Source organism: Nocardia sp. NPDC006630 (assembly GCF_040611495.1).
Lineage (GTDB): Bacteria > Actinomycetota > Actinomycetes > Mycobacteriales > Mycobacteriaceae > Nocardia.
The window spans coordinates 697,928-720,948 of record NZ_JBEXOK010000004.1 but is presented as its reverse complement, the minus strand read 5'-3'; the positions used below and the strand labels follow the sequence as shown (position 1 = coordinate 720,948).

Here is a 23,021-nt window from a genome sequence, read left to right as displayed (position 1 = left end):
GAGGAGTCTGAACCGTCGTGATCGCGGATTTCACCGACCACTGGCTGCTGTACTGTTCGATTCCGCTCGTCGCCGCGCTCATCGGCTGGGTGACCAAGATCGTCGCCGTGCAGATGCTCATGTATCCGCTCGAATTCCGCGGCATCCCACCGTGGCTGGGCTGGCAGGGCGTCATTCCGCGCTCCGCGCCGCGCATGGCTACCATCGCGGTCGACCTCATGTTCGGCAAGCTCATCGATCCGCAGGACATCATCGCCCGCATCGATATCGCCGAACTGACCACCCGCCTGCGCGAACCCCTGAACGCGGGCGTGGACTACATGGTCCGCGAGATGATGATGAAGTATCAGCCACGGCTGTGGGTGAACATGCCGGAGGCGGGCCGGCGCGCCATCATCGAACGCGCACAACGGGATCTGCCGCAGCTCATCGAGGATATCGTCGTCGATCTGCGCACCAATCTCGATCAGGTGATGGATCTGCGCGGGATGGCGATCAGCGCGCTGGTGGACGATAAGTCGCTGCTGGTGGAGATGGTGCGCCGGGTCGGCCGCAATGAGCTGCGGTTCATCGTGCGCTCGGGGCTGATCTTCGGCACGGTGCTCGGTTTTGTGCAGATGATCACCTGGGCGTTCACCCATTCCTCCTGGCTCATGCCCGCTTTCGGCGGTTTCACCGGATTGGTCACCGACTGGCTGGCGCTGCAGATGATCTTCCGGCCGATCCGTCCGGTCGGTATCGGACCGCTGCGCTGGCAGGGTCTGTTCCACAAGCGCCGCGACGAGGTCTGCACCGACTACGGCGATCTCATCGCCACCGAGATCCTCACCCCCGCACGCATTCTGGAGGCGGTGCTCAACGGAGAGCGGGCCGACCGGTTGGCTTCGATCCTCGATCATCACGTCACCGAATTCCTCGACCTGCAAACCGGCCCGGCCAAACCGCTCATGCTCATGGTCGCGCGCGAGAGCTACACCGCCCTGCAGCGCGATGCCGTGACCTTCGTACTCGATCATGTGCGGGCCGCGGCGAATTCGGGCTTCGACCGGCATGCCATCGAAGCCCTGGACGTGCGCAGCCTGGTCATCGAGAAGACCAAGCAACTCAGCGACGACGAGTACGAGGGCCTGCTGCGCCCCGCGTTCAAACAGGACGAGTGGAAACTGGTGGCTATCGGCGCGGTGCTCGGCTTCCTCGTCGGCGAACTTCAGGTTCACGTGTTGCTGACCTGAAACGGCCGCTCGCGCTACCGCATCGGCCTGCGGTTCAGCCGCGGTGAACGCGGGGCCCGCGTACGATGAGGCCGCGGTGGACAACTGCCCGAATTGCCGAATTCGCACGCTACGCAGTCGGAGCGCGACGGCGAAATCCCATGCAGCAATAAGAAATGCGAACAAGTACCGCCATATTGCGATGATTGCAAAGCCTGGTCGGTAGCATCTCGCATTGTGCGCAAGATGTATGCGGGTGCCCGACTACGACGGTTGCGCGAGGAACGGCGGATGACCCAGGCGGCCTTGGCCAAATCCCTGGATCTGTCCCCCAGCTACCTCAACCAGCTCGAGCGAGATCAGCGGCCACTGACCATTCCGGTGCTGCTCAAACTGAACTCCACCTTCGATCTGGATGTGCAGTTCTTCGCCGCGGATTCCGATGCCCGCCTCGTCTCGGACCTACACGAGATTCTGGTGGAGGCCGCGGGCGGCAATGCCGCGCCGGTGGCCGAGGTCGAGGATTTGGCGACCCGCATGCCGGAGGTCTCGAAAATCGTTGTGGCCATGCACCGCCGACTACGGGCGGCCACCGATCAGCTGGATCTGCTCTCCGCCAAGGTCGCCACGCCGACCGGCGCTCCGGGCGTGCCGATGCCGTACGAGGACGTGCGCGACTTCTTCTACGACCATCACAATCACATTGCCCAGCTGGACCTCGCGGCCGAGCGATTGTTCGACGACTGCGGGCTCACCATCGGCTCGCTGGACCGGCAGCTGGCGCGGGTGGCCGAGGAGCGCGCGGGCGTCACCGTCCTGGTGCGCGGCGACGGGGCCGACCCGAATGTGCCCAAACGCCACTACGAACCGGAAACCCGCACGCTCACGCTCGCCCGAAGACTCCGGCCGGGACAGCGCGCCTTCCAGATCGCGTCCACCCTCGCCTTCCTGTTGCACGGCAGTCTGCTCGACGAGGTGCTGGACGAGACCCCTTCGCTGGCAGGGGAATCCCGCACCCTCGCCCGTATCGGGCTGGCCAACTACTTCGCCGGCGCCCTGGTGCTGCCGTACAGCAAATTCCTGCGTTCGGCCGAAGAGCTACATTACGATATCGACCTGCTCAGCCTGCGTTTCGAGGTCGGCTTCGAAACCATCTGCCATCGGCTCAGCACCCTGCAGCGGCAGGGCCAGCGCGGGGTGCCCTTCTTCCTGGTCCGCACCGACCGCGCCGGAAACATCTCGAAACGCCAGTCCGCCACCGCATTCCACTTCTCCAGAGTCGGCGGCAGCTGCCCGCTCTGGGTAGTGCACGAGGCCTTCGCCCACCCCGGCCGCATGCTGACCCAGGTCGCCGCCATGCCCGACGGCCGTCGCTACCTGTGGATCGCCCGCACCACCACCCCCACCCCGACCGGATTCGGCACCTCCGGAAAAGAATTCGCCATCGGCCTGGGCTGTGATATCGAATACGCCGACCGCCTCGCCTACTCCCGCGGCCTGCAACTCGAAGACCCCACCACCGCCATCCCCATCGGCGCCGGCTGCAAGGTCTGCGAACGCCCCAGCTGCTCCCAGCGCGCCTTCCCTCAAATAGGCCGCCCCCTGGCCATCACCGAAAACACCAGCAGCGACCTCCCCTACCCCCGCCTCCCCCAGTAACCTCAGCCCGTCACCAAATAGCCGGTCCACGCGACCGCACAGCCCGCCTATCAACCGAACAGGCCTCGCAGGCGCTGTTCGCTGCCGAGACAAGCTGTTCCGTTGATCGCCTTGTCTCGCCGAGGGCTCTCATGGTGGCAATTTAGGGCGTGTCGCCACCGTGAGAGCCCAGTCGGCGCAGCGGGTCAGGACTTGGCGAGGTATTCGAGGCGTTCGCCGTCTACGGCGGCGGTCATCATGCTGGCCAGGCCGGGGTGTTTTTGCAGGCCGGGGTCGGCGGTTACTACCTCGCGGGCCAATTGTTGTGCGGCGGTGATTACTTCGAGGTCGTCCAGGAGCGATAGGAGGCGGAGGCTGCGGGCGGTGCCGGATTGGGCGGAGCCGAGGACGTCGCCTTCGCGGCGCTGGCGGAGGTCCAGGACTGCCAGTTCGAAGCCGTCGGTGGTGCCGGCCACCGCTTCGAGGCGGGCCATTGCCGTTCCCACGGGGCCGGATTCGGTGATGAGCAGGCAGAGGCCCGGATGTTTGCCGCGGCCGACGCGGCCGCGGAGCTGGTGCAGCTGGCTCACGCCGAAGCGGTCGGCGTCGACGATCACCATGACGGTCGCGTTCGGGACGTCCACGCCGACTTCGACGACGGTGGTGCAGACCAGCACATCGATCTCGGCATCATTGAAAGCCCGCATGACGCGGTCCTTCTCGTCCGAGGGGAGACGGCCGTGCAGCAGGCCGATGCGCAGATCCTTCAGCGCGCCGGTGCTGAGCATCTCGTAGATGTCGACGGCGGAGTGGGTGGTGGGGCCTTCCTTCTCCTCCTCGGATTTCGCCTTGCGGCCCTTGGTCTTGCCGTTCTCCTCCTCGTCACCGATGCGGGAGCACACCACGTACGCCTGGCGGCCCGCCTGCACCTCCTCGTGAATGCGCTCCCACGCGCGATCCACCCAGGACGGTTTCGCCTTGGCGGGCACCACCTTCGAGGTGATGGGTGAGCGGCCGCTCGGCAGCTGGGTGAGGGTGGAGGTCTCCAGGTCGCCGAGGGTGGTCATGGCGATGGTGCGCGGAATGGGGGTGGCGGTCATGACCAGCAGATGCGGGCTGATGCCGTTCTTGGCCTTGGCGCGCAGGGCATCTCGCTGTTCCACGCCGAAGCGGTGCTGTTCGTCGACCACCACCATGCCGAGGTCGAAGAACTCCACCGAATCCTGGATGAGGGCGTGCGTCCCGATGAGGATGCCCGCTTCACCGGTGACGGCGTCCAGCAGCGCGGCCCGCTTCTGGCCCACCGACATGGAGCCGGTCACCAGCACCACCTTGGTGGCGATATCGGACACACCCAGTTCACCGGCATTGCCGAGATCGCCGAGCATATTCTTCAGCGACCGATAGTGCTGGGAGGCAAGGACTTCCGTCGGAGCGAGCAGCGCGCACTGCTGACCGTTGTCGACCACCTGCAGCATGGCGAGCAGGGAGACGATGGTCTTGCCGGAACCCACCTCGCCCTGCAGCAGCCGGTGCATGGGATGGGTGCGCGACAGATCGGCGGAGATCTCCTCGATGACGGTCTGCTGACCCTCGGTCAGCTCGAACGGCAGTCGCTTGTCGAAGGCCGCGGCAATGCCGTCGGTGCGCGGCAGGCTCGCCTTCGCGGTGCGACCCTCCGCCTGATGCCGGCGCTCGGCCAGCACCAGCTGCAGGGCCAGGGCTTCGTCGAAACGCAGTCGGCCCCTGGCCTCTTCGATATCGGACTTGCTCTCGGGTAGGTGGATGAGCCGCAGCGCATCGGAGACCGGCACCAGTCCATGTTCGGCGCGCAGGTCCTCGGGCAGCGGATCCTCGATGGGGTCGAGCTGATCGAGCACCTGCCGCACACAGCGCAGCAGATCCCAGCTCTGCACCTTGGCGGTGGCCGGGTACACCGGGATGAACTCCCGCTCGAAGAACGAGATATCCACGCCCCCCGCGCCTTTCGCGCTCTGCGCCAGGCCGCGCAGGGCGCCGCCGCCGCGCACCGACGTGAGGCTCTCGACCGAGCCGTCGCCCTTGTCGGGCAGGATCAGATAATCCGGATGCGAGAGGTTCCAGCGGTCCGGGCGCCACCAGTGCACGGTGCCGGACATCATGGCGCGCACCCCCTCCTTCACGAGGTGGCGGACCTTGTCGCCATTGAAGAAGGTGACCTCGATCGGCTTCGCGGAGCCGGTGTCCAGGCTCACCTTCAGCAGGCTGCCGCGCCGATTCTTCATGGGGCGCAGGTCGGTCTTGGTGACCCGGCCCATGACCGTGATGTGCTGCCCCTCCTCCGGCGCCTCCTCGGTGAGCGGCTGCCCCTGCGTGGCATAGCGCAGCGGATAGTGCCGTAGCAGGTCCTCGACGGTGCTCATATCGAACGCCTCGGCCAGCGGTTCGGCGGCCTTCACGCCGAGCACATGGTCGAGCCGATCACCCAGTGTCGCCACCTATTCCACCCCGATCTGCACCAGATCACCGGCCTGACCACCGGGATACACCACCACCTCGACACCCGGGAACGTGGCGCCGACGTGCTCGGCCAATTCTTCCGAAAGTCCCTGCGGCGCTTCCGCGCCGATGAGCATGGTCACCAATTCCCCACCGAGACCGAGCATTCGGTCCAGCAGGGTGCATCCCGCGGAGGCCACATCCGAATCGATGACCACCACATCGTGCCCGACCAGCCCCAGCCCGTCACCCGCCTCGCAGGTGCCGACAATCGTGAGCGCGCGCTCCGGCGCGACTTGCAAAGCGCCCCAGCGGGTTCCGGCGGCCGCCTCGGACATGGCGAAGACATCGTCGGCCGCGATCCGCCCACCGTCGTGCATGGACAGCGCCGCCAGCCCCTGCACCATCGAGGCGCTCGGCAGCATGAGCACATCGCGATTCCCGTCGCGCGCGGCCACACTCACCGCCATCAACTCGTGTGCGGGCAGGGCGCCGTTCGGCAGCACCAGCACCTCACGATGCGGCAGTCGCCGAATCCCCGCCAGCAGCGCCTGGGCCGTCACCTCCCCCTCGAGCACTTCGGCCCCCGCATCCTCGAACAGGCGCACCGCCCCCGCCCCGGAGGCCACCGCCAGAATCCCGCGCTCCCCCGGCCCGCCCGGCGCATGCGCCGACACCGCCAGCGTCTCGATCCGAATCCCGCTCAACCACCCCGCCGCCAGCCCGGCCTCCACCGCCGCCCCCGCATCCGCACAGTGCACATGCGCCGACCAGATCCCGCCCCCATCCCCCACGACGACAACCGAATCCCCCAGCCCGTCAAGCTGTTCCCGCAACCTGGCAACCCGCTGCTCATCGGTCCCGCTCAGCAGATACATGACCTCGTACTGCGGTGCATACCCACCCCCGAACCCCTCCACCGTCTCATGCTCCCCGCCACCGAGACTTCCACCCCGCATCCCGATCCCACTGAGCCCCAACGTATTCGACGCACCGGCAGTTCCGTTTGCCACGCCGTCCGCAGTCGCCGCACTTGCACCGGCTTCTGCCCCAGTGGCCGTTGCACGGGTCGCGTCGAGGACGGTCCCGGAGTTCCCGGGGGCCACACCTGATGCACCGACCGAGTTCATGCCGCCCCCCGGTCGCTCCCCACGCTCGCCATTCCTCACATATGCGGGCCGGGCCACCGGCTGTCCACCGGTCGCAACCACCAATTCGTCCAGCAGGACCAGCAATCCCCGCGCGCCGGCGTCCACCACCCCGGCCTGCCGCAATACTCCGAGTTGTCCGGGAGTCTCACCGAGCGCCTTCGCCGCACCATCGGCAGCAGCGAGCGCAACAGCGGCCAGGGTGCGCTCCGAACAATCGACGGCCCGCTCAGCCGCACAGTCCAGCACGGTAAGCATGGTCCCCTCGACCGGCGAACTCAGCGCCTCCCGCACCAGCAGCGCCGCTCGCCGCAGTCCCTCCCGCAAGGTCTGTTCATCGAGTGCGTCATCACACACCGCCTCGGCCACGCCACGCAGTACCTGCGACAAGATGATTCCCGAATTGCCTCGCGCCCCGATCGTCGCCGCCCGAGCCATGGCTCCGGCAACCTCCTGCGCCGACAACCGCGCATCCAGTACCGCATCGGCGGACCTGACCTGCTCAGCGCTTTCGGCATCCGAATCCGGTGCCCTCACGACGCCGGAATCCCGCTCGGCGCGCCGACCTGCCGCACCTGAAGTGGCCTCGCCCACAGCCTGGTCGGCCGCTGACCGCTCGCCACTGCGGGACCGGTCGGCGGCGAGGGCCTCGGCCGCGCGCACGGCGGCGCGCATGGTGCTGAAGAGATTGGTGCCGGTGTCGGAGTCGGCGACCGGGAATACGTTCAGCGCGTTGATCTCGTCACGGTGGCGTTCCAGGGCGTGTAGGCAGCCCTGCCCCCAGCGCAGCAGCGCAGCACCGTCGAGCACGTCCCCAACCGCGGGCACCGTCACCGTCCTTCCGCCGCATTTCCCGACCTTACGATCCGGCCGCCAGCCTAGTCGGGAACACCGACACCCCGCCGTCACCTGCCGTTCGCCCGTGTTCACCCACCGCCGGACGGGGGCAATTGGACATGGCAGTTGGGGGGCGGTTACTCTTGTGCGGTTGCCCGACGCGGGCACTGATCCTTATCAGGTATCAGAAACGCGTTCGCTAGCGATTCGCTGGCAGGCACGTCCCCAGACATTACGTTTCCGGACTCACTGTTTATTTCGAGCAGCGTCCGAACATGACATGAAGGAGCTCGCGACTATGGCTGCCGTCTGCGACGTCTGCGCCAAGGGCCCCGGCTTCGGTAAGTCGGTTTCGCATTCGCACCGGCGCACCAACCGTCGTTGGAATCCGAACATCCAGACCGTCCGCGCCCAGGTTGCCCCCGGCAACACCCGGCGTATGAACGTGTGCACCTCCTGCCTCAAGGCCGGCAAGGTCACGCGCTGATTTAAGTACTTTCGAACAAAAGCCCCGGCACCCAGAATGGGTCGTCCGGGGTTTTTGCTGTGCCCGGGGCGACCATGCATTGGAGGCGCTGAAATGGCTGAGTGGCAGGTGGTTCCGCTGGGACCCGAGCACACCTACAGCATGGCCGAATGCCATATCGCCTGCTGGCGTGAGGCGTACCAGGATCTGGTGCCCGCACACGTGCACGCCGCCTTCGACGTAGACCGCCGGGCGCAGCAGTGGGAGCGGATCCGGGTCGAATACGCGGGGACAATCATGGTCGCGGTCGCCGACAACACCGTCATCGGATTCGCCGGCAGCGGGCCCAACAGGGATGAATCACCCACCGCCGAGCGGGAACTCAGCGCCATGTACGTGCGCGCCGCCTGGTACGGCACGGGCGTGGCGCACGCATTGATGGAGAAGGTACTGGCCCAGGACGCCGATACCTCCCTCTGGGTGTTCGAGGAGAATCCGCGTGCCCGGGCCTTCTACCGCAAATACGGCTTCGAACTCGACGGCACCCGCCGAGTCGAAGCCTTCACGCCCGCAATCGAAGTGCGCATGGTGCGCCGCGGGCGGTCGAGCTGAATCAGCGATTGCCGGTGAAGCAATCCACCTGCTGGCTGATCGACTGGAACATGCATGCCGTCTGCGACGTCACCTGAGACGACATCGAGGTGGCGCTATTGGTATCGAACAGGCTGGCCACCGGCGTCGAATTGGTCGTCGTCGTGGTGGTTGCGGCCGGAGCCGGTTCCAGTGTCAGCGGCTCGGCATTCGCGACCGCCGGAGCGGCCAGCGCGGCGCCCGCGGCGAGAACGGCGAAAACGCCACGGGCAGTCTTCTTCTGCATACACATGCTCCTGAATCGGATCAACGGATTCGCGCTTAGGGCAGACGCCAGTCCACCGGCGCGGCACCCAATGTACCCAGCAATTCGTTGGTTCGTGAGAACGGCCTCGATCCGAAGAATCCGCGCGAGGCGGACAACGGTGAGGGATGGGCGGATTCGATGAAGGGGGTCGACCCCAGCATCGGCTTCAATGTCGAGGCGTCCCGGCCCCACAGAATCGCGACGAGCGGCTGGTCACGGGCGACCAGTGCGCGAATCGCCTGCTCGGTCACCGCTTCCCAGCCTTTACCGCGATGCGAGGCCGCCTGACCCGGCTGCACGGTCAGTACTCGGTTCAGCATGAGCACCCCCTGATCCGACCACGGCGACAGATCACCGCAGGACGGCGTCGGGTATTCCAGATCCTTGGTGTACTCGGAGAAGATATTGCCGAGACTGCGCGGCACCGGCGAAACATCCGGCGCCACCGAGAAACTCAATCCCATGGCATGGCCCGGGGTCGGATACGGATCCTGGCCGACGACCAGCACCCGCACTTTGTCGAACGGCCGCTGGAATGCGCGCAGCACGTTCTCCCCCTTGGGGAGATAGCCACGCCCCTCGGCGTTTTCGATTCGAAGGAATTCGCCCATCTCGGCGATGCGATCGGTCACTGGTTCGAGGGCCTCGGCCCAGCCCGAATCCATGACCTCCGACAGTGGTTTGGCGCCCATGTCGGGAAAACTTATCGTGACCCGATTCCGGGCGGAACCCCGCCCACCTATGCGAAGGATTCCCAACCGGTGGGTCCGTTTCGAGCGATGCCGTCGACGGTCACTCCGGACCCGGCAACAACTCGTCCGACAGGCCGCCAACCTGCGGGCACATCGCCGGGGGCGGCGAAAGTCGCGGCGAACGCATGATCTTCGCCGCCCGCCAGAACCCAGTCGAGCGCCTCCGCGCCGAGCGTGGCGGCAATCGACTCCAGCACCGGGTCGTGCAGGGCGGCGGAGTCGAGATCGATGGCGACACCGGAGGATTCGGCGATATGTCCCATATCGGCGAGCAGGCCGTCGGAGACATCGGTGAGGGCGGTGATGACCGCCGACTGCGGCAGGTCCAGGACGGCCGCGTACGGCGGCTGCGGAACCCGGTGCACGGCAACCACATCCGCGAAGGACGGGGAATCCGCGGCGGAGTTGCCCGCGGCGAGCACCGCATAACCCGCACCCGACCAACCCAGCAGTCCGGCCACCGCCGCGATATCGCCGGGCCGGGCGCCGGACTTGAGAATCGGCTCGCGCTCCCCCGGATCACCGAAGGCGGTCACCGAAATCACCAGCAGCGGGCTGCGCACCACATCGCCGCCGGCGATCGACGCACCCGCCCGCTCCGCCTCGGCCCACATGCCGTCCGCGAGTTCGGTGACGAAGTCGACGGGTGTGTCCGAGGGGCAGCCGAAGGACACCACGAAGGCGCTCGGCGTCGCACCCATGGCCACCACATCCGCGGCATTCTGGGCAATGGCCTTGCGCCCGATATCGCGCGCGCTCGACCAATCCAGCCGGAAGTGCCGGTCCTGCACCAGCATGTCGGTGGTCACCACGAACCGACCGGCGGGCGCCGCCACCACAGCCGCATCATCCCCCGGCCCGAGCAGCACATTCGGCGCCTGCGTACGCCCGGCATTCATGCGCGCGATCAACCCGAACTCCCCGAGCTCCCGCACGGTCTTCGGCATGCGCGCACTGCTGCTGGCGGTGATGACGGTCTCCTCGGCGGTGAGTGGGCTGCGGTTCGCGGACCTGAGAACGGTACCCTCGGACACGCAATCGACGACCACCAGCCGGGACCCGCTGAGCCCGGCACGGCACGATCGGGGACCGACAACCGGATGAGCAACGACACCCGCGGCAGCGAACCGGAATCCACCCACCCGGACGCCACCAGCGAATCGGCTGTTGCCGAAGAGTCAGCTGAGGCTGCGCACGATTCCGTCGCTGCTGCCACAGACGACACCGAACCAACCGGGACCGTGGTCGAGGAGCTGGATGAGCGGCGGTCGCCCGCGCTCATCGCTACGGCGATCGCGCTGCCGATCGCGCTGGTCGCGGGTGTGCTTGTCATGGGTGTGATGGCCAATCGGCATCCGGCTCGGTCGGCGCTCGTGCTGGGGTCGGTGCAGGCGCCGGCGGCGGGTGGGCCGGAGTGTTCGGCGCTGCTGCCCGCGCTGCCGGACAAGCTCGGCGACTACACCACTTCCGAGTTGGTGCAGCCCGCGCCCGTCGCGACCAAGGCATGGCAGTTGCCCGAGGGCGGGGATGCGATTGTGCTGCGCTGCGGGATGGATCGGCCGATGGAATTCAATCGGGCCTCACCGCTGCAGGTCGTGAACAATGTCAGCTGGTTCGATGTGCGCGACCAGACCAGCGGTGCGACCTCCGGCACCTGGTGGGCGGTCGATCGCGGCACCTATATCGCGCTGACCATGCCGGACAATGCGGGACCGACTCCGCTGCAAGAGATTTCGGACACCATTACGAAGGTCATCCCGCAGAAGCCGCTGGACCCGGGCCCGCTGCCCGGCTGATCCGAGCCTGCCACGCGTGGCCGATCCGCACCGACAGCACCCGGCTGTTCGAGTCTGCGACTGCCCTGGCGAGGACGGCCATCAGGGCTTGCGCAGTGTCGCCTTGCCCTTGGTGAGGTCGATCTCCAGACCGTCGGCCCCATCGCCCGGATTCTCCCGGTGCATGAGCACCGACTGCCGCTGCTCGAATTCGTGCTTCTTCCCGGATTCGAAGACCGAGCCGAACTGTTCGAATCCGATGGCCGCGGCACTGCGCTCCTCTGCCTCGGTGCCGCGCATCCACGGCAGCCCGGCGCGGCCGGTCACCTTGCGATAGCCCAGTTCGGCGAAGGCCACCACGATGATCAGCAGGGCCAGCCCGGGGATTGTCATAGCCATGAGCACATCACCGAGATTACGCCGCGCCGCCCCGCCTGACGTCACCCTGAAGTCGCACGCCGCGCTCCACAGACAGGGGGATGAACGAGCACCGGACCGCGCCCCGCAGGCACGGTCCGGCATTCGAGGCACGTCGACTCAGCGCAGGCCGATCCCCCGGGAGAGGGCGGTCTCCACCAGATTGGTCACCAGATCCTTACGATCGAGACCGGTCGCCTCCCACATCTTGGGGTACATGGAGATGGCGGTGAAGCCGGGCATGGTGTTGATCTCATTGATGACCGGTCCGTCCGCGGTCACGAAGAAGTCCACGCGCGCCAGCCCCTGGCAGTCCAGCGCTCGGAACGCCTCCACGGCGAGCTCGCGAATCTGTTGCGACACATCATCGTCCAGCTTGGCCGGCACATCGAATTCACAGACGTCGTCGAGGTATTTGGTGTCGAAGTCGTAGAACTCGGGCCCCTCGGGGGTTTCCTCCGGCATCCGGATCTCCGCCACCACACTGGCTTCCACCCGACCGTCCGGGAATTCCAGTACACCGCACTCGACTTCGCGACCCACAATGCCGGCCTCGATGATCACCTTCGGATCATGTTGGCGCGCAGCGGTAATCGCGGCCTCCAGCCCGGACCAGTCATCGACCTTGGTGATACCGATGGAGGAGCCGCCCCGCGCGGGCTTCACGAACACCGGCAGGCCGAGCCGATCGCGATCGCCGTCCGACAGCGTCGCGACACCCGGCCGCAGCACCACCTGCGTCCCGATCGGAAGCCCTTCGGCCGCAAGGAGTTTCTTGGTGAACTCCTTGTCCATACCGGCCGCACTGGCCAGCACACCCGGCCCGACATACGGGATTCCGGCGAGCTCGAGCAGCCCCTGCAGTGTGCCGTCCTCACCGAAAGCGCCGTGCAGCACCGGAAACACCACATCCACCCGGCCGAGCACGGCGTCCACGCCGTCGAGTTGGACCAGGGTGCCGGGACGGCTCGGATCGGCGGTCAGGGCCAGGGAGGTGCCGAGGCTGTCCACCGAGGGCAGTTCCCGGCTCGCGTCGGCGGTCAGCGCCTGCGAATCGGCGGCGCTGAGCACCCAGGTGCCATCGCGGGTGATGCCGATCGGAACCGCCTCGTACCGTTCGGGATCGAGGCTGGCCAATACCGTACGGGCCGACACACACGAGACGCCATGCTCGTTACTGCGCCCGCCGAACACCACCGCCACCCGGATCCTGTTGGTCATGCCCGGAACCCTATCGGGCGCGGATGCCGACACGGTTACGTGGTCACTCCGGTTTGAGCCGGCGCCCCAGCAACTGCCCGACCGCCTCGGAAGTAGCCAACCCCTCATGGCATACCTGGTGCATGGCATTGGTCAGCGGCATCTCGACACCGTGCTCGGCGGCGAGCGCCCGCACCGATGTGCAGGACTTCACTCCCTCGGCGACCTGCCCATGAGTGGCCTGCTGCGCGGATTCCATGGTTCCGCCCGCGCCCAGCACATGCCCGAAGGATCTATTGCGCGACAGGGGTGAGGTGCAGGTGGCGACCAGATCGCCGACCCCGGCCAGCCCGGCGAGGGTGACCGGTTCCGCGCCCACCGCGACACCGAGGCGAATGATCTCGGCCAGCCCGCGCGTGATGAGACTGGCAATCGAGTTGTCGCCCAATCCCATTCCGGAGGCGATACCGCAGGCCAGCGCGATCACGTTCTTACAGGCGCCGCCGATCTCGCACCCGATCACATCGGCGTTGGTGTACGGCCGGAAATAGCCGGTGGCACTGGCCAGCTGCACCGCCTCGGCGCGCGCGGTATCGGTGCAGGCGACCACGGTGGCGGCCGGTTGCCGATCGGCGATCTCCCGCGCCAGATTCGGCCCGGACAGCACCGCGACCCGGCTCGGATCCGCACCGCTGACCTCGGCGATCACCTGGCTCATCCGCAACAGCGTGCCGGTCTCGATGCCCTTGGCCAGACTCAGCAGCGTGGCATCACCGGGGATATCGCCCTGCCACTCCGCGAGATTGGCGCGCAGCGACTGCGAGGGCACCGCCAGGACCACGATGTCCGCCCCCGCCAGCGCGGCGCGGTGATCATGGGTCGCGGCGATCGGCGGCAGTTCGATCCCCGGCAGATACCAGGGATTGCGATGCTCACTATCGAGCACCTTCGCCACCTCCGGCCGCCGAGCCCACATGGTGACCTCGGTTCCGGCCTCCGCCAACACCTTCGCGAACGCGGTCCCCCAAGAACCCGCCCCCAGCACTGCAGCCCTAGCCATCCTGCCAATATAAGCGCGCACGAAATCCACCGCGCCGAGCACCGCACAGCAGGTACTCAGAGACTCGGGAAGCGATGGCGCCCCGCACGGGTTATCGACTTCCAAGGACGGCCGCTCACTTCGCCGTCATATTGGAGTGGGAGGATTCGGACATGTGCACGCCCTGGCGCATCGGCACCCATGATTCGCGGCCCGGCTCGGTCTGGACTGACGGAGCGGGGGAGCGCAGCGGAGGAGCGGAGGAGGGAAGACCGAGCTTGCAGGGCCGCGAATCCGCCCGGAGCGAAGCGGAGGGCGAAATAAACACTGTTCACGCCGTGATTGCGGTGAAGAACCTCGAGCTGGCCAAGAGCCGGCTCGCTGATCGCCTGCCTCCGCAGGATCGGCCACGGCTGGTGCTGGCCATGCTCACCGATACGGTGCGCGCGGCAGTCTCGACGGCGCAGATCGCCTCGGTGACCGTGGTGACCCCGGATCCCGTGGTCACCGAACTGGTGCGCAGCCTCGGCGCGTACGTCCATCCGGAGCCCCAGGGCGCCGGTGGCCTGAATGCCGCGCTGTCGGCCGGGGCCGCGTCGGCCCGGCACCGGCACGGCGCGGTCGATCTACTTGCCCTGCAAGCGGATCTGCCCGCACTACGCGCACAGGAACTGTCCGACATGCTGACCGCGGCCGGGCCCGCCCGCTCGGTGGTCACCGATCACGACGGCAGCGGCACCGTCGCCCTGCTCGTCCGCGACCGCACGGCGACGCTCGATCCGCTGTTCGGCCCGGATTCGGCCCGCCGCCATATCGCGGCGGGTGCCGTGGAGTTGCTCGGCGATTGGCCGGGTCTGCGGCAGGACGTCGACACCGCCGAGGACCTCGATCGCGCCACCGCGCTCGGGGTCGGTGAGGCCACCAGGACGCTGCTGCATGAAATCGGCGTGTCTCGGGCGTGTCGGGAAGCGAAACAAGTGCATCGGACGAGTTCCTCACTGTGCTGACCGGGCGTGATCTGCGCTGCAATGGACGGTGTCAGAACGGCACCCCGCCCACGACATAAGGAATGATCGTGAGAGTGAGCGATACGGACACCGTCAAGCAACCGCCGCTACTACCCGCGGCCCCGCCCGCGGCCACCCCACCGCCCACGGCCTCGGCAACTACGCGTTTGCCACAGGACCGCTACCTGAATCGGGAACTGAGCTGGCTCGACTTCAATGCCCGCGTGCTGGCGCTCGCGGAAGACACTTCGCAGCCACTGCTGGAGCGCGCTAAATTCCTCGCGATCTTCGCGTCCAATCTCGACGAGTTCTATATGGTCCGGGTCGCCGGATTGAAACGTCGCGCGGAAACCGGATTGTCGGTGCGCTCGGCCGACGGCCTCTCGCCCACCGAGCAGCTGGAGATGATCGCGGCCCGCACGCAGGAGATCGCGGCCCGGCACGCGCAGGTCTTCCTGGATCAGGTGCTGCCCGCGCTGACCGCCGAGAACATCGCCATCGTCCGCTGGCACGACCTCGACGAGGACGAAAAGCAGCGGCTCTCCGGGTATTTCCAGGATCAGGTCTTCCCGGTGCTGACCCCGCTGGCCGTCGATCCCGCGCATCCGTTCCCGTACATCAGCGGCCTGAGTCTGAATCTCGCCGTGACGGTTAAGGATTCGGTCACCGGCGGCGAGCACTTCGCCCGCGTCAAGGTGCCCGACAATGTGGACCGCTTCGTCCGGGTGCGCCGCTCCCCCGCCATCCGCGATTCCGGTGGGGCACAGGGCGCCACGCTCGCGCCCTTCCTCCCGATGGAAGAACTGATCGCCGCGCATCTCGATCAGCTGTTCCCGGGAATGGAAGTGGTGGAACATCATTCGTTCCGCATCACCCGCAATGCCGATCTGGAGGTCGAGGAGGATCGCGACGAGGACCTGCTGCAGGCCCTGGAACGCGAGCTCGCCCGCCGCCGCTTCGGATCCCCGGTGCGGCTGGAAGTCTCGGACGATATGACCGAGCACATGCTCGATCTGCTGCTGCGCGAACTGGATGTCGATCCCGGCGATGTCATCCAGGTGCCCGGTCTGCTGGATCTGTCCTGCCTGTGGCAGGTGTACGGCGTGGACCGGCCCGGCCTCAAGGACGCGCCCTACGTGCCCGTCACCCCGCCCGCCTTCGGCGAACGGGAAACGCCCCGAAACGTTTTCGCGGCGCTGCGCGAGGGCGATGTGCTGGTGCACCACCCGTACGACTCCTTCTCCACCAGCGTGCAGCGTTTCATCGAGCAGGCGGCCGCCGATCCGCAGGTGCTCGCCATCAAGCAGACGCTGTACCGCACCTCCGGCGACTCCCCCATCGTCAATGCCCTCATCGACGCCGCCGAGGCCGGTAAGCAGGTCGTGGCGCTGGTGGAGATCAAGGCCCGCTTCGACGAGCAGGCCAACATCAAATGGGCACGCGCACTGGAGCAGGCGGGCGTGCACGTGGTGTACGGCCTCGTCGGCCTCAAGACGCACTGCAAGACCTGCCTGGTGGTGCGGCGCGAGGGCGCCACCATCCGTCGCTACTGCCACATCGGCACCGGTAATTACAATCCGAAGACCGCGCGGCTCTACGAGGACGTCGGATTGCTCACCGCCGCACCGGAGATCGGCGCGGATCTCACCGACCTGTTCAACTCGCTGACCGGGTATTCGCGAAAAGCCAACTACCGCAACCTGCTGGTGGCTCCGATCGGCGTGCGCGCCGGCATCATCGAGCGCATCGAACGTGAGGTCGAACTGGCCGCCGCGGGCGAGGCGGCGCGAATCCGGCTGAAGGCCAATGCCATCGTCGACGAGGAGATCATCGACGCGCTGTACCGCGCCTCCCAGGCCGGTGTACCGGTGCAGATCGTGGTCCGCGGCATCTGCGGACTGCGCCCCGGTGTCCCCGGCATGAGCGAGAATATCGAGGTGCGTTCGATTCTCGGCCGCTACCTGGAACATTCGCGGGTCCTGCACTTCCAGGCGCAGAACGAGTACTGGATCGGCAGCGCCGATATGATGCACCGCAATCTGGACCGGCGCGTGGAAGTGCTGGCACAGGTGAAGGATCCGAAATTGTCCGGCCGGCTGGGCGGGATGTTCGACTCGGCACTGGACGCCACCACCCGCTGCTGGGTGCTCGGGCCCGACGGCAGCTGGCAGGCCCAGCCCGATCGAGATATCGCCGGCGAAGAGATTCGCGATCACCAGGACTACCTCATGCGACTGCGACGTCCGGATCGCCCGTGAGTAAGACGAATTCACCCGCTGCCGATTTCCCGGACCCCAGGGTCAAAGCGAACATCCCGGCAGCGGGTGCGGTGCTGTGGCGCTACGCGGACGACGGGGCCGTCGAAATAGCCCTCGTACACCGGCCCAAGTACGACGACTGGTCGCTGCCCAAGGGAAAACTCGATCCCGGTGAGACCTCACTTGTCGCCGCGGTGCGGGAAGTCGCCGAGGAGACCGGGATCCGGTCCCGCCTGGGCCGCTACCTCGGGCACGTCACCTATCCCGTGACCGGCCATCGCAAGCTCAAGCGCGTCGACTACTGGGCCGCACAGATTCTCGGCGGCTCCTTCGAGTCCAATGCGGAAGTCGATGTGCTCCAGTGGCATCGGACCGACGGGCTGATGGATGCGCTGTCCTACCCCATGGATCGCCACATGGTGCGCAATTTCCTTCGGCTACCGGCGGATACGGCCACGCTGCTGCTGGTGCGCCATGCCAAGGCGGGCCGGCACGACCATTCTGACAGTGCGGACGACGAGCGGCCGCTCGAAAAGGCCGGTCGCGCACAGGCTCGCGCGCTGACGGCGAATCTGCTCGCCTTCGGCGCCGACGAAATCCATTCGGCCCCACCGCTGCGCTGTGTCCAAACCGTTACTCCGCTCGCGGAGGCCGTGGGCGTGGACATCGAGTTGGAGCCGCAGTTCTCCGAATCCGGTTATGCCGCTGCCCCGGACGCGGCCCGCAAACGCCTGCGCGACCTGGTGTCCGCACAGTCGGTGCCGGTGATCTGCAGCCAGGGCAAGGTGATTCCGGATCTGCTGCAGTGGTGGGCCGACAAGGACGGCGTCACCCTGCCGTCGGCGCGCAATCGCAAGGGCAGCGTCTGGGTGCTTTCGGTACACCAGGGCCGCCTGGTCGCGGCCGATCATATCGATCGGGCACTGACACCGGTCGACCATTCGACGCTGGGTAAATAGCGCCACGGGGATTTCGCACTATAACTGTGCGGCAATTGATGTCGGGCCCGTCAGCGCCCTATTTCGGCCGGCAAAAAGGCCCTGGGGGCCGGGTTCTCCCGCCCTCAGGGCCTTTTCGTGCGCTGTCGTGCGAAACGGCAGGGCAGGTCATGCGAAACGGCCCGGCAGTGCCGGGCCGTCTCACATGTCGTGCTGCGTCGAAAACCCGTCAGCGACGGGCTGTTCGAGCCCGTCAGCGACGGGCAGTACGCTTCGCCGCGGTCTTCTTGGCGGCCGGAGCCTTCTTCGCGGTCGTCTTCTTGGCAGCGGTGGTCTTCTTGACCGCGCTGGCCTTGACGGCAGCCTTCTTGGCCGGAGCCTTCTTGGCCGCAGTGACCTTGGCCGGAGCCTTCTTCGCAACCGTCTTGGCTGCGACTGTCTTCTTGGCCGTTGCCTTCTTGGCCGGAGCCTTGGTGGCAGCCTTCTTCGCAGTGGTCTTCGCCGGTGCCTTGGTGGCGGCCTTCTTGGCCGTCTTCTTGGCAGCGGTCTTCTTGGCGCCGGGCTTACCCGATACCGGAGCAGCCACACCACGTTTCACGGCCGGGCCGCTCGCGGTGATCTTCTGCTTGCCGGCGATGATCGCCTTGAACTGAGCACCGGGACGGAAGGCCGGCACCGAAGTCGGCTTCACCTTGACGGTTTCACCGGTGCGCGGGTTCCGAGCGACGCGAGCGGCGCGCTTACGCTGTTCGAAGACACCGAATCCCGTGATAGTGACACTCTGACCTTTGTTCACAGCACGCACGATCGTGTCGACCATCTGCTCAACTGCAGCAGTTGCCGTGCGCCTGTCAGTACCCAACTTCTCGGTCAGAACATCGATCAGTTCCGCCTTGTTCATTGAATCCTCCGCAGACTAATGGCCCGTCGTCGGACCGACTAGGTACCACGGTAAACCTTCTTTGGGCAAGAGTCTATCTGCCACACCCATTTTGATGAGAGATGGCACACGACCAGCTACCGCGTTTGGGGGCGTTCAGCTAACGCCCCCCAATGATTACGTCTGCGAAATACGGGCCGGAATGGTCCTGGGTTTCCAAGTCGGCCTTGCGTTTTCGAACTGGTCGATCTCGTCGTGGCGCCGCAGAGTGAGGCCGATGTCGTCCAGACCTTCCAGCAGGCGCCACCGTGTGTAGTCGTCAATATTGAACGGCAACACAACGGTTCCGGCCGTGACGGTGCGCGCCTCGAGGTCGGTTTCCAATTCCAGACCCGGCTGTTCCTCGAGCAACTTCCAGAGCAATTCCACATCGCTCTGAGCCATCAGCGCGGTCAGAAGCCCGTCCTTACCGGCGTTTCCGCGGAAGATGTCGGCGAAGCGCGAGGAGATCACCACCCGGAAGCCGTAGTCCTTCAGCGCCCAAACGGCATGCTCGCGTGAGGAACCGGTACCGAAATCCGGACCGGCGACCAGCACACTGCCGCGGTTGTAGGGCTCGGCGTTCAGAATGAAGTTCGGATCCGACCGCCATGCGGCGAACAGTCCGTCCTCGAAACCCGTTCGGGTAACGCGCTTCAGGTAGACGGCGGGGATGATCTGATCGGTATCGACGTTGGACCGGCGAAACGGGACACCGATCCCCTTGTGGACCTTGAAGGCTTCCATCGTGATTCTCCTGATGTCTATGTGGCCGTAGGGAGCTGAATCAGTTCAGATCCGCCGGTGAGGACAGGGTTCCGCGCACCGCGGTGGCGGCCGCGACCAGCGGCGACACCAGATGCGTTCGCGCGCCCTTGCCCTGTCGCCCTTCGAAGTTCCGGTTCGAGGTGGAAGCGCAACGCTGACCGGGCGAAAGCTGATCGGGGTTCATGCCCAGGCACATAGAGCAACCCGCCTGCCGCCATTCCGCGCCCGCCGCGGTGAAAATCTCGCCCAGGCCTTCTTTTTCCGCCTGCAAACGCACGCGCATGGAGCCCGGCACAATCAGCATGCGCACGCTCTCGGCGACCTTGCGGCCCTTCAGAACGTCGGCAACGGCGCGCAAATCCTCGATGCGGCCATTTGTGCAGGAACCCACGAAAACGGTGTCCACAGAGACATCTCGCAGCGCCATACCCGGCGTCAGGTCCATGTACTGCAGTGCTTTCTCGGCAGCCTGACGCTCGTTCTCGTCGAAGATCTGCTCCGGGTCCGGCACCGAGTCACCCAGCGGCAGGCCCTGTCCCGGGTTGGTACCCCAGGTCACGAAGGGGGTCAGCGTGGAGGCGTCGATATGCACCTCGGTATCGAAAGTCGCGCCCTCATCGGTCTTCAGCGCTTCCCAGGCCGCGACGGCGGCATCCCAGTCCGCGCCCTCGGGGGCGTGCGGGCGGCCCTTCAGGAATTCGTAGGTGATCTCGTCCGGCGCGACCATGCCGGCCCGGGCGCCCGCCTCGATCGACATGTTGCACATGGTCATCCGCGCCTCCATGGACATGGCGCGCACGGCCGCACCGCGGTACTCCAGCACATAGCCCTGGCCGCCGCCGGTGCCGATCTGCGCGATGACCGCGAGAATGACGTCCTTCGAGGTGACGCCGTCCGGCAGCGTGCCGTCGATATTGACGGCCATGGTCCGGAACGGGCGCAGCGACAAAGTCTGCGTTGCCAGCACGTGTTCCACCTCGCTGGTGCCGATACCCATTGCGAGCGCGCCGAATGCGCCGTGCGTGGAGGTGTGCGAATCACCGCAGACCACCGTGGTGCCCGGCTGGGTCAGACCCAGCTGCGGGCCGACCACGTGCACGATGCCCTGATCGAGATCGCCCATGGGGTGCAGGCGGATACCGAATTCCTCGCAGTTGCGGCGCAGGGTTTCCACCTGCAGGCGCGAGATCGGGTCGGCGATCGGCTTGTCGATATCGACGGTCGGGACATTGTGGTCCTCGGTCGCGATGGTGAGATCCGGGCGGCGCACCGGGCGGCCGGCCGCGCGCAGGCCGTCGAAGGCCTGCGGGCTGGTCACCTCGTGCACCAGATGCAGATCGATGTAGATGAGGTCCGGTTCGCGGTTCGCGCCTTCGCCGTCGCCTTGTACGACGACGTGCTGCTCCCAGACCTTCTCCGCCAGAGTGCGTGGCCGATCGGCCATAGCTCCATCACCTCTCGATAGGACATAACCCGCGCCCGGGCTGTTGACGCGGGGAGCGCGCCGCGCTGGACCGGAGGGTCCGATACCGGGGAGCCTATTTGCAATTCCCAGCATGCGAGACGCTAATATCGTTCTATGAGACAGCATAGCGGTATCGGTGTTCTGGACAAAGCCATGGCGGTCCTGCACGCCGTCGCCGAGCAACCCTGCGGCCTCAATGACCTGTGCGCCCGCACCGGCCTGCCCCGCGCCACCGCCCATCGCCTGGCCGTGGGCCTGGAGACGCATCGAATGCTGGCCCGCGACAGCCAGGGCCTGTGGCGGCCGGGCCCGGCCCTGTCGGAACTGGCTACCACCGCCAGTGATCCGCTGCTGGACGCGGCCGCGACCATCCTGCCGCGCCTGCGCGAGATCACCGGCGAGAGCGTGCAGCTCTATCGCCGGGACGGCAATGCCCGCGTCTGCGTGGCCTCCATGGAACCGGCGTCGGGGCTGCGCGACACCGTGCCGGTCGGCGCGCGCATGCCGATGACCGCCGGCTCGGCCGCCAAAGTCCTGCTGGCCTGGGCCGATCCCGAATTGCAGCGGACAGTGCTGCCGGAGGCGGTATTCGGCGAGCGCGCACTCGCCGAGGTGCGCCGCCGCGGCTGGGCGCAGAGCGCGGCCGAACGCGCCGCGGGCGTGGCCAGTGTGTCCGCGCCGGTGCGCGATGCCGGGGGCACGGTCATCGCGGCCGTCTCGGTCTCCGGACCCATCGACCGCATGGGCCGCCGGCCCGGCGCCCGCTGGGCCGCCGACCTCGTGGCGGCTGCGGACGCCCTCCACAAACGCCTCTGACGGCCTCGCACAGCCGCTTTGACGCCCCCGCCGGGAATCCGGTGGGGGCGTCGGCATTTTGAGGGTTACAGCGAAGGGCTACAGCGAGGGCTTACAGCGTGACCACTCAGTGGGATCGCCCGCCCCCGCGCACAGGGGCTGTGACCCGGCTCATACGCCGTAAATTACAGTCGGCTGATGGGAGTCAATCAACGCGCTCAGATCACGATGTCCGACCAGGAGATCGCGGAATTCCTGCAGCGCAGTCGAATCGCCACGCTCGCCACCCTCGGTCCCGCGGGCACCCCGCACCTGACCGCCATGTGGTACGGCCTGATCAACGGCGAAATCTGGTTCGAGACCAAGGCCAAATCGCAGAAGGCCGTGAATCTGCGCCGCGATCCGCGGGTAACCGTGCTGGTCGAGGCCGGCGATACCTACGACCAGCTGCGCGGGCTCTCGATCGAGGGCCACGCGGAGATCATCGAGGACGCCGATGCGCTGTTCCAGGTGGGAATCAGTGTGTGGGAGCGCTACACCGGGCCCTACAGCGAAGAGATGAAGCCGTTCGTGGATCAGATGCTGAACAAGCGCATCGCGATTCGCATCGTGCCCGAGCGCGTGCGCAGCTGGGACCACCGGAAACTCGGTATGCCCGCGATCCCGCTGGGCGGCAGCACCGCCGGCGCGCTGGACTAGTACCGACAAAAGCGAAGGGCCCCAGCCATATCGGCTGGGGCCCTTCGCGTTGTAGTCCCGACGGGATTTGAACCCGCGCTACCGCCTTGAGAGGGCGGCGTCCTAGGCCGCTAGACGACGGGACCAGGATTGTTGGTGAATTGTGTGGTGGCAGTGCCACCGAATCTCCAACTAAAAGAGAGCCGTGAAGCTCTCTCGGCTGGGGTACCAGGACTCGAACCTAGAATGGCTGTACCAGAAACAGCTGTGTTGCCAATTACACCATACCCCAATGACCCGGGCATTCGGCCTGCTCCCGGAGGAGCTTCCCGAC

Annotated in this window: 21 protein-coding genes and 2 tRNA genes; 10 read left to right on the top strand and 13 right to left on the bottom strand. The window is 66.6% G+C overall.

Going from position 1 to position 23,021, the window contains the following annotated elements; translation table 11 throughout:
- Window positions 1-17: 17 nt before the first annotated feature.
- Both ABZX86_RS15120 and ABZX86_RS15115 read left to right on the top strand, forming a co-directional pair.
- Window positions 18-1,232: a DUF445 family protein gene (locus ABZX86_RS15120; protein ID WP_355123760.1), complete on the top strand. Its 1,215-nt coding sequence runs from the start codon at window positions 18-20 to the stop codon at window positions 1,230-1,232.
- A 216-nt stretch (window positions 1,233-1,448) separates the two neighbouring features.
- Window positions 1,449-2,870 (top strand): short-chain fatty acyl-CoA regulator family protein, encoded by a 1,422-nt coding sequence (locus tag ABZX86_RS15115; protein ID WP_355123758.1) that lies wholly within the window; start codon window positions 1,449-1,451, stop codon window positions 2,868-2,870.
- A gap of 185 nt (window positions 2,871-3,055) precedes the next feature.
- On the opposite strand, the gene recG is transcribed toward ABZX86_RS15115, so the two are convergent.
- Window positions 3,056-5,326 (bottom strand): ATP-dependent DNA helicase RecG, encoded by a 2,271-nt coding sequence (recG, locus tag ABZX86_RS15110; RefSeq protein ID WP_355123756.1) that lies wholly within the window; start codon window positions 5,324-5,326, stop codon window positions 3,056-3,058.
- Entirely contained in the window at window positions 5,327-7,303 is a 1,977-nt protein-coding gene (locus ABZX86_RS15105; RefSeq protein WP_355123754.1) for a DAK2 domain-containing protein, read from the bottom strand.
- A gap of 307 nt (window positions 7,304-7,610) precedes the next feature.
- Here ABZX86_RS15105 and rpmB point away from each other — a divergent pair, with 307 nt between their 5' ends.
- Both rpmB and ABZX86_RS15095 read left to right on the top strand, forming a co-directional pair.
- Complete coding sequence (gene rpmB / locus ABZX86_RS15100) at window positions 7,611-7,799, top strand: 50S ribosomal protein L28 (protein WP_209889521.1); 189 nt, start codon at window positions 7,611-7,613, stop codon at window positions 7,797-7,799.
- 93 nt (window positions 7,800-7,892) lie between these two features.
- Entirely contained in the window at window positions 7,893-8,390 is a 498-nt protein-coding gene (locus ABZX86_RS15095; protein ID WP_355123751.1) for a GNAT family N-acetyltransferase, read from the top strand.
- A gap of 1 nt (window position 8,391) precedes the next feature.
- Here ABZX86_RS15095 and ABZX86_RS15090 read toward each other — a convergent pair whose 3' ends face one another.
- From ABZX86_RS15090 to ABZX86_RS15080, 3 genes are read right to left on the bottom strand one after another with little or no spacing between them, the layout of a single operon-like run.
- Entirely contained in the window at window positions 8,392-8,655 is a 264-nt protein-coding gene (locus ABZX86_RS15090; protein ID WP_355123749.1) for a hypothetical protein, read from the bottom strand.
- 35 nt (window positions 8,656-8,690) lie between these two features.
- Window positions 8,691-9,368, bottom strand: coding sequence for a uracil-DNA glycosylase (locus ABZX86_RS15085; RefSeq protein ID WP_355123747.1), 678 nt, complete (start codon window positions 9,366-9,368; stop codon window positions 8,691-8,693).
- A gap of 47 nt (window positions 9,369-9,415) precedes the next feature.
- On the bottom strand, window positions 9,416-10,462 hold the full coding sequence (locus tag ABZX86_RS15080; RefSeq protein WP_355123745.1) for a thiamine-phosphate kinase: 1,047 nt from the start codon (window positions 10,460-10,462) through the stop codon (window positions 9,416-9,418).
- A gap of 66 nt (window positions 10,463-10,528) precedes the next feature.
- On the opposite strand from ABZX86_RS15080, the gene ABZX86_RS15075 reads away from it, so the two are divergent.
- Window positions 10,529-11,224 (top strand): DUF3515 domain-containing protein, encoded by a 696-nt coding sequence (locus tag ABZX86_RS15075; protein WP_355123743.1) that lies wholly within the window; start codon window positions 10,529-10,531, stop codon window positions 11,222-11,224.
- 81 nt (window positions 11,225-11,305) lie between these two features.
- Here ABZX86_RS15075 and ABZX86_RS15070 read toward each other — a convergent pair whose 3' ends face one another.
- The 3 genes from ABZX86_RS15070 to ABZX86_RS15060 all read right to left on the bottom strand — a co-directional run bounded on the left by ABZX86_RS15070 (window position 11,306) and on the right by ABZX86_RS15060 (window position 13,880).
- Complete coding sequence (locus ABZX86_RS15070) at window positions 11,306-11,602, bottom strand: DUF6191 domain-containing protein (protein WP_327144731.1); 297 nt, start codon at window positions 11,600-11,602, stop codon at window positions 11,306-11,308.
- A gap of 138 nt (window positions 11,603-11,740) precedes the next feature.
- A complete protein-coding gene (locus ABZX86_RS15065; RefSeq protein WP_355123741.1) occupies window positions 11,741-12,841 on the bottom strand; it encodes a D-alanine--D-alanine ligase family protein in 1,101 nt (366 codons plus the stop codon).
- A 43-nt stretch (window positions 12,842-12,884) separates the two neighbouring features.
- Window positions 12,885-13,880 (bottom strand): NAD(P)H-dependent glycerol-3-phosphate dehydrogenase, encoded by a 996-nt coding sequence (locus ABZX86_RS15060; RefSeq protein ID WP_355123739.1) that lies wholly within the window; start codon window positions 13,878-13,880, stop codon window positions 12,885-12,887.
- A gap of 317 nt (window positions 13,881-14,197) precedes the next feature.
- Between ABZX86_RS15060 and cofC the strand changes: the two genes are divergently transcribed.
- The 3 genes from cofC (at window position 14,198) to ABZX86_RS15045 (ending at window position 18,083) form a co-directional block, all read left to right on the top strand.
- A complete protein-coding gene (cofC, locus tag ABZX86_RS15055) occupies window positions 14,198-14,866 on the top strand; it encodes a 2-phospho-L-lactate guanylyltransferase (RefSeq protein WP_355123737.1) in 669 nt (222 codons plus the stop codon).
- Between the two features lie 62 nt (window positions 14,867-14,928).
- A complete protein-coding gene (locus ABZX86_RS15050) occupies window positions 14,929-17,124 on the top strand; it encodes an RNA degradosome polyphosphate kinase (RefSeq protein WP_355123735.1) in 2,196 nt (731 codons plus the stop codon).
- The gene (locus ABZX86_RS15045) at window positions 17,121-18,083 is read left to right on the top strand and encodes an NUDIX hydrolase (RefSeq protein WP_355123733.1); all 963 of its coding nucleotides are present in this window, start codon (window positions 17,121-17,123) and stop codon (window positions 18,081-18,083) included. The genes ABZX86_RS15050 and ABZX86_RS15045 overlap by 4 nt, the downstream gene beginning before the upstream one ends.
- 232 nt (window positions 18,084-18,315) lie before the next feature.
- Here the strand turns inward: ABZX86_RS15045 and ABZX86_RS15040 are convergent, their stop codons facing one another.
- The 3 genes from ABZX86_RS15040 to leuC form a co-directional block, all read right to left on the bottom strand.
- On the bottom strand, window positions 18,316-18,963 hold the full coding sequence (locus ABZX86_RS15040) for an HU family DNA-binding protein (RefSeq protein ID WP_327144725.1): 648 nt from the start codon (window positions 18,961-18,963) through the stop codon (window positions 18,316-18,318).
- 156 nt (window positions 18,964-19,119) lie between these two features.
- Window positions 19,120-19,728 carry a 3-isopropylmalate dehydratase small subunit gene (gene leuD / locus ABZX86_RS15035; RefSeq protein ID WP_327144724.1) on the bottom strand — a complete coding sequence of 203 codons (609 nt, stop codon included), beginning with the start codon at window positions 19,726-19,728 and terminating at the stop codon, window positions 19,120-19,122.
- 40 nt (window positions 19,729-19,768) lie between these two features.
- The gene (gene leuC, locus ABZX86_RS15030; protein WP_355123730.1) at window positions 19,769-21,193 is read right to left on the bottom strand and encodes a 3-isopropylmalate dehydratase large subunit; all 1,425 of its coding nucleotides are present in this window, start codon (window positions 21,191-21,193) and stop codon (window positions 19,769-19,771) included.
- A 135-nt stretch (window positions 21,194-21,328) separates the two neighbouring features.
- Here leuC and ABZX86_RS15025 point away from each other — a divergent pair, with 135 nt between their 5' ends.
- Both ABZX86_RS15025 and ABZX86_RS15020 read left to right on the top strand, forming a co-directional pair.
- On the top strand, window positions 21,329-22,030 hold the full coding sequence (locus ABZX86_RS15025; RefSeq protein ID WP_355123728.1) for an IclR family transcriptional regulator: 702 nt from the start codon (window positions 21,329-21,331) through the stop codon (window positions 22,028-22,030).
- A 177-nt stretch (window positions 22,031-22,207) separates the two neighbouring features.
- Window positions 22,208-22,708 (top strand): PPOX class F420-dependent oxidoreductase, encoded by a 501-nt coding sequence (locus ABZX86_RS15020; RefSeq protein WP_355123727.1) that lies wholly within the window; start codon window positions 22,208-22,210, stop codon window positions 22,706-22,708.
- Between the two features lie 52 nt (window positions 22,709-22,760).
- On the opposite strand, the gene ABZX86_RS15015 is transcribed toward ABZX86_RS15020, so the two are convergent.
- Both ABZX86_RS15015 and ABZX86_RS15010 read right to left on the bottom strand, forming a co-directional pair.
- Window positions 22,761-22,833 (bottom strand) — tRNA-Glu (locus ABZX86_RS15015).
- A gap of 74 nt (window positions 22,834-22,907) precedes the next feature.
- A tRNA-Gln gene (locus ABZX86_RS15010) sits at window positions 22,908-22,979 on the bottom strand.
- Window positions 22,980-23,021 lie beyond the last annotated feature (42 nt).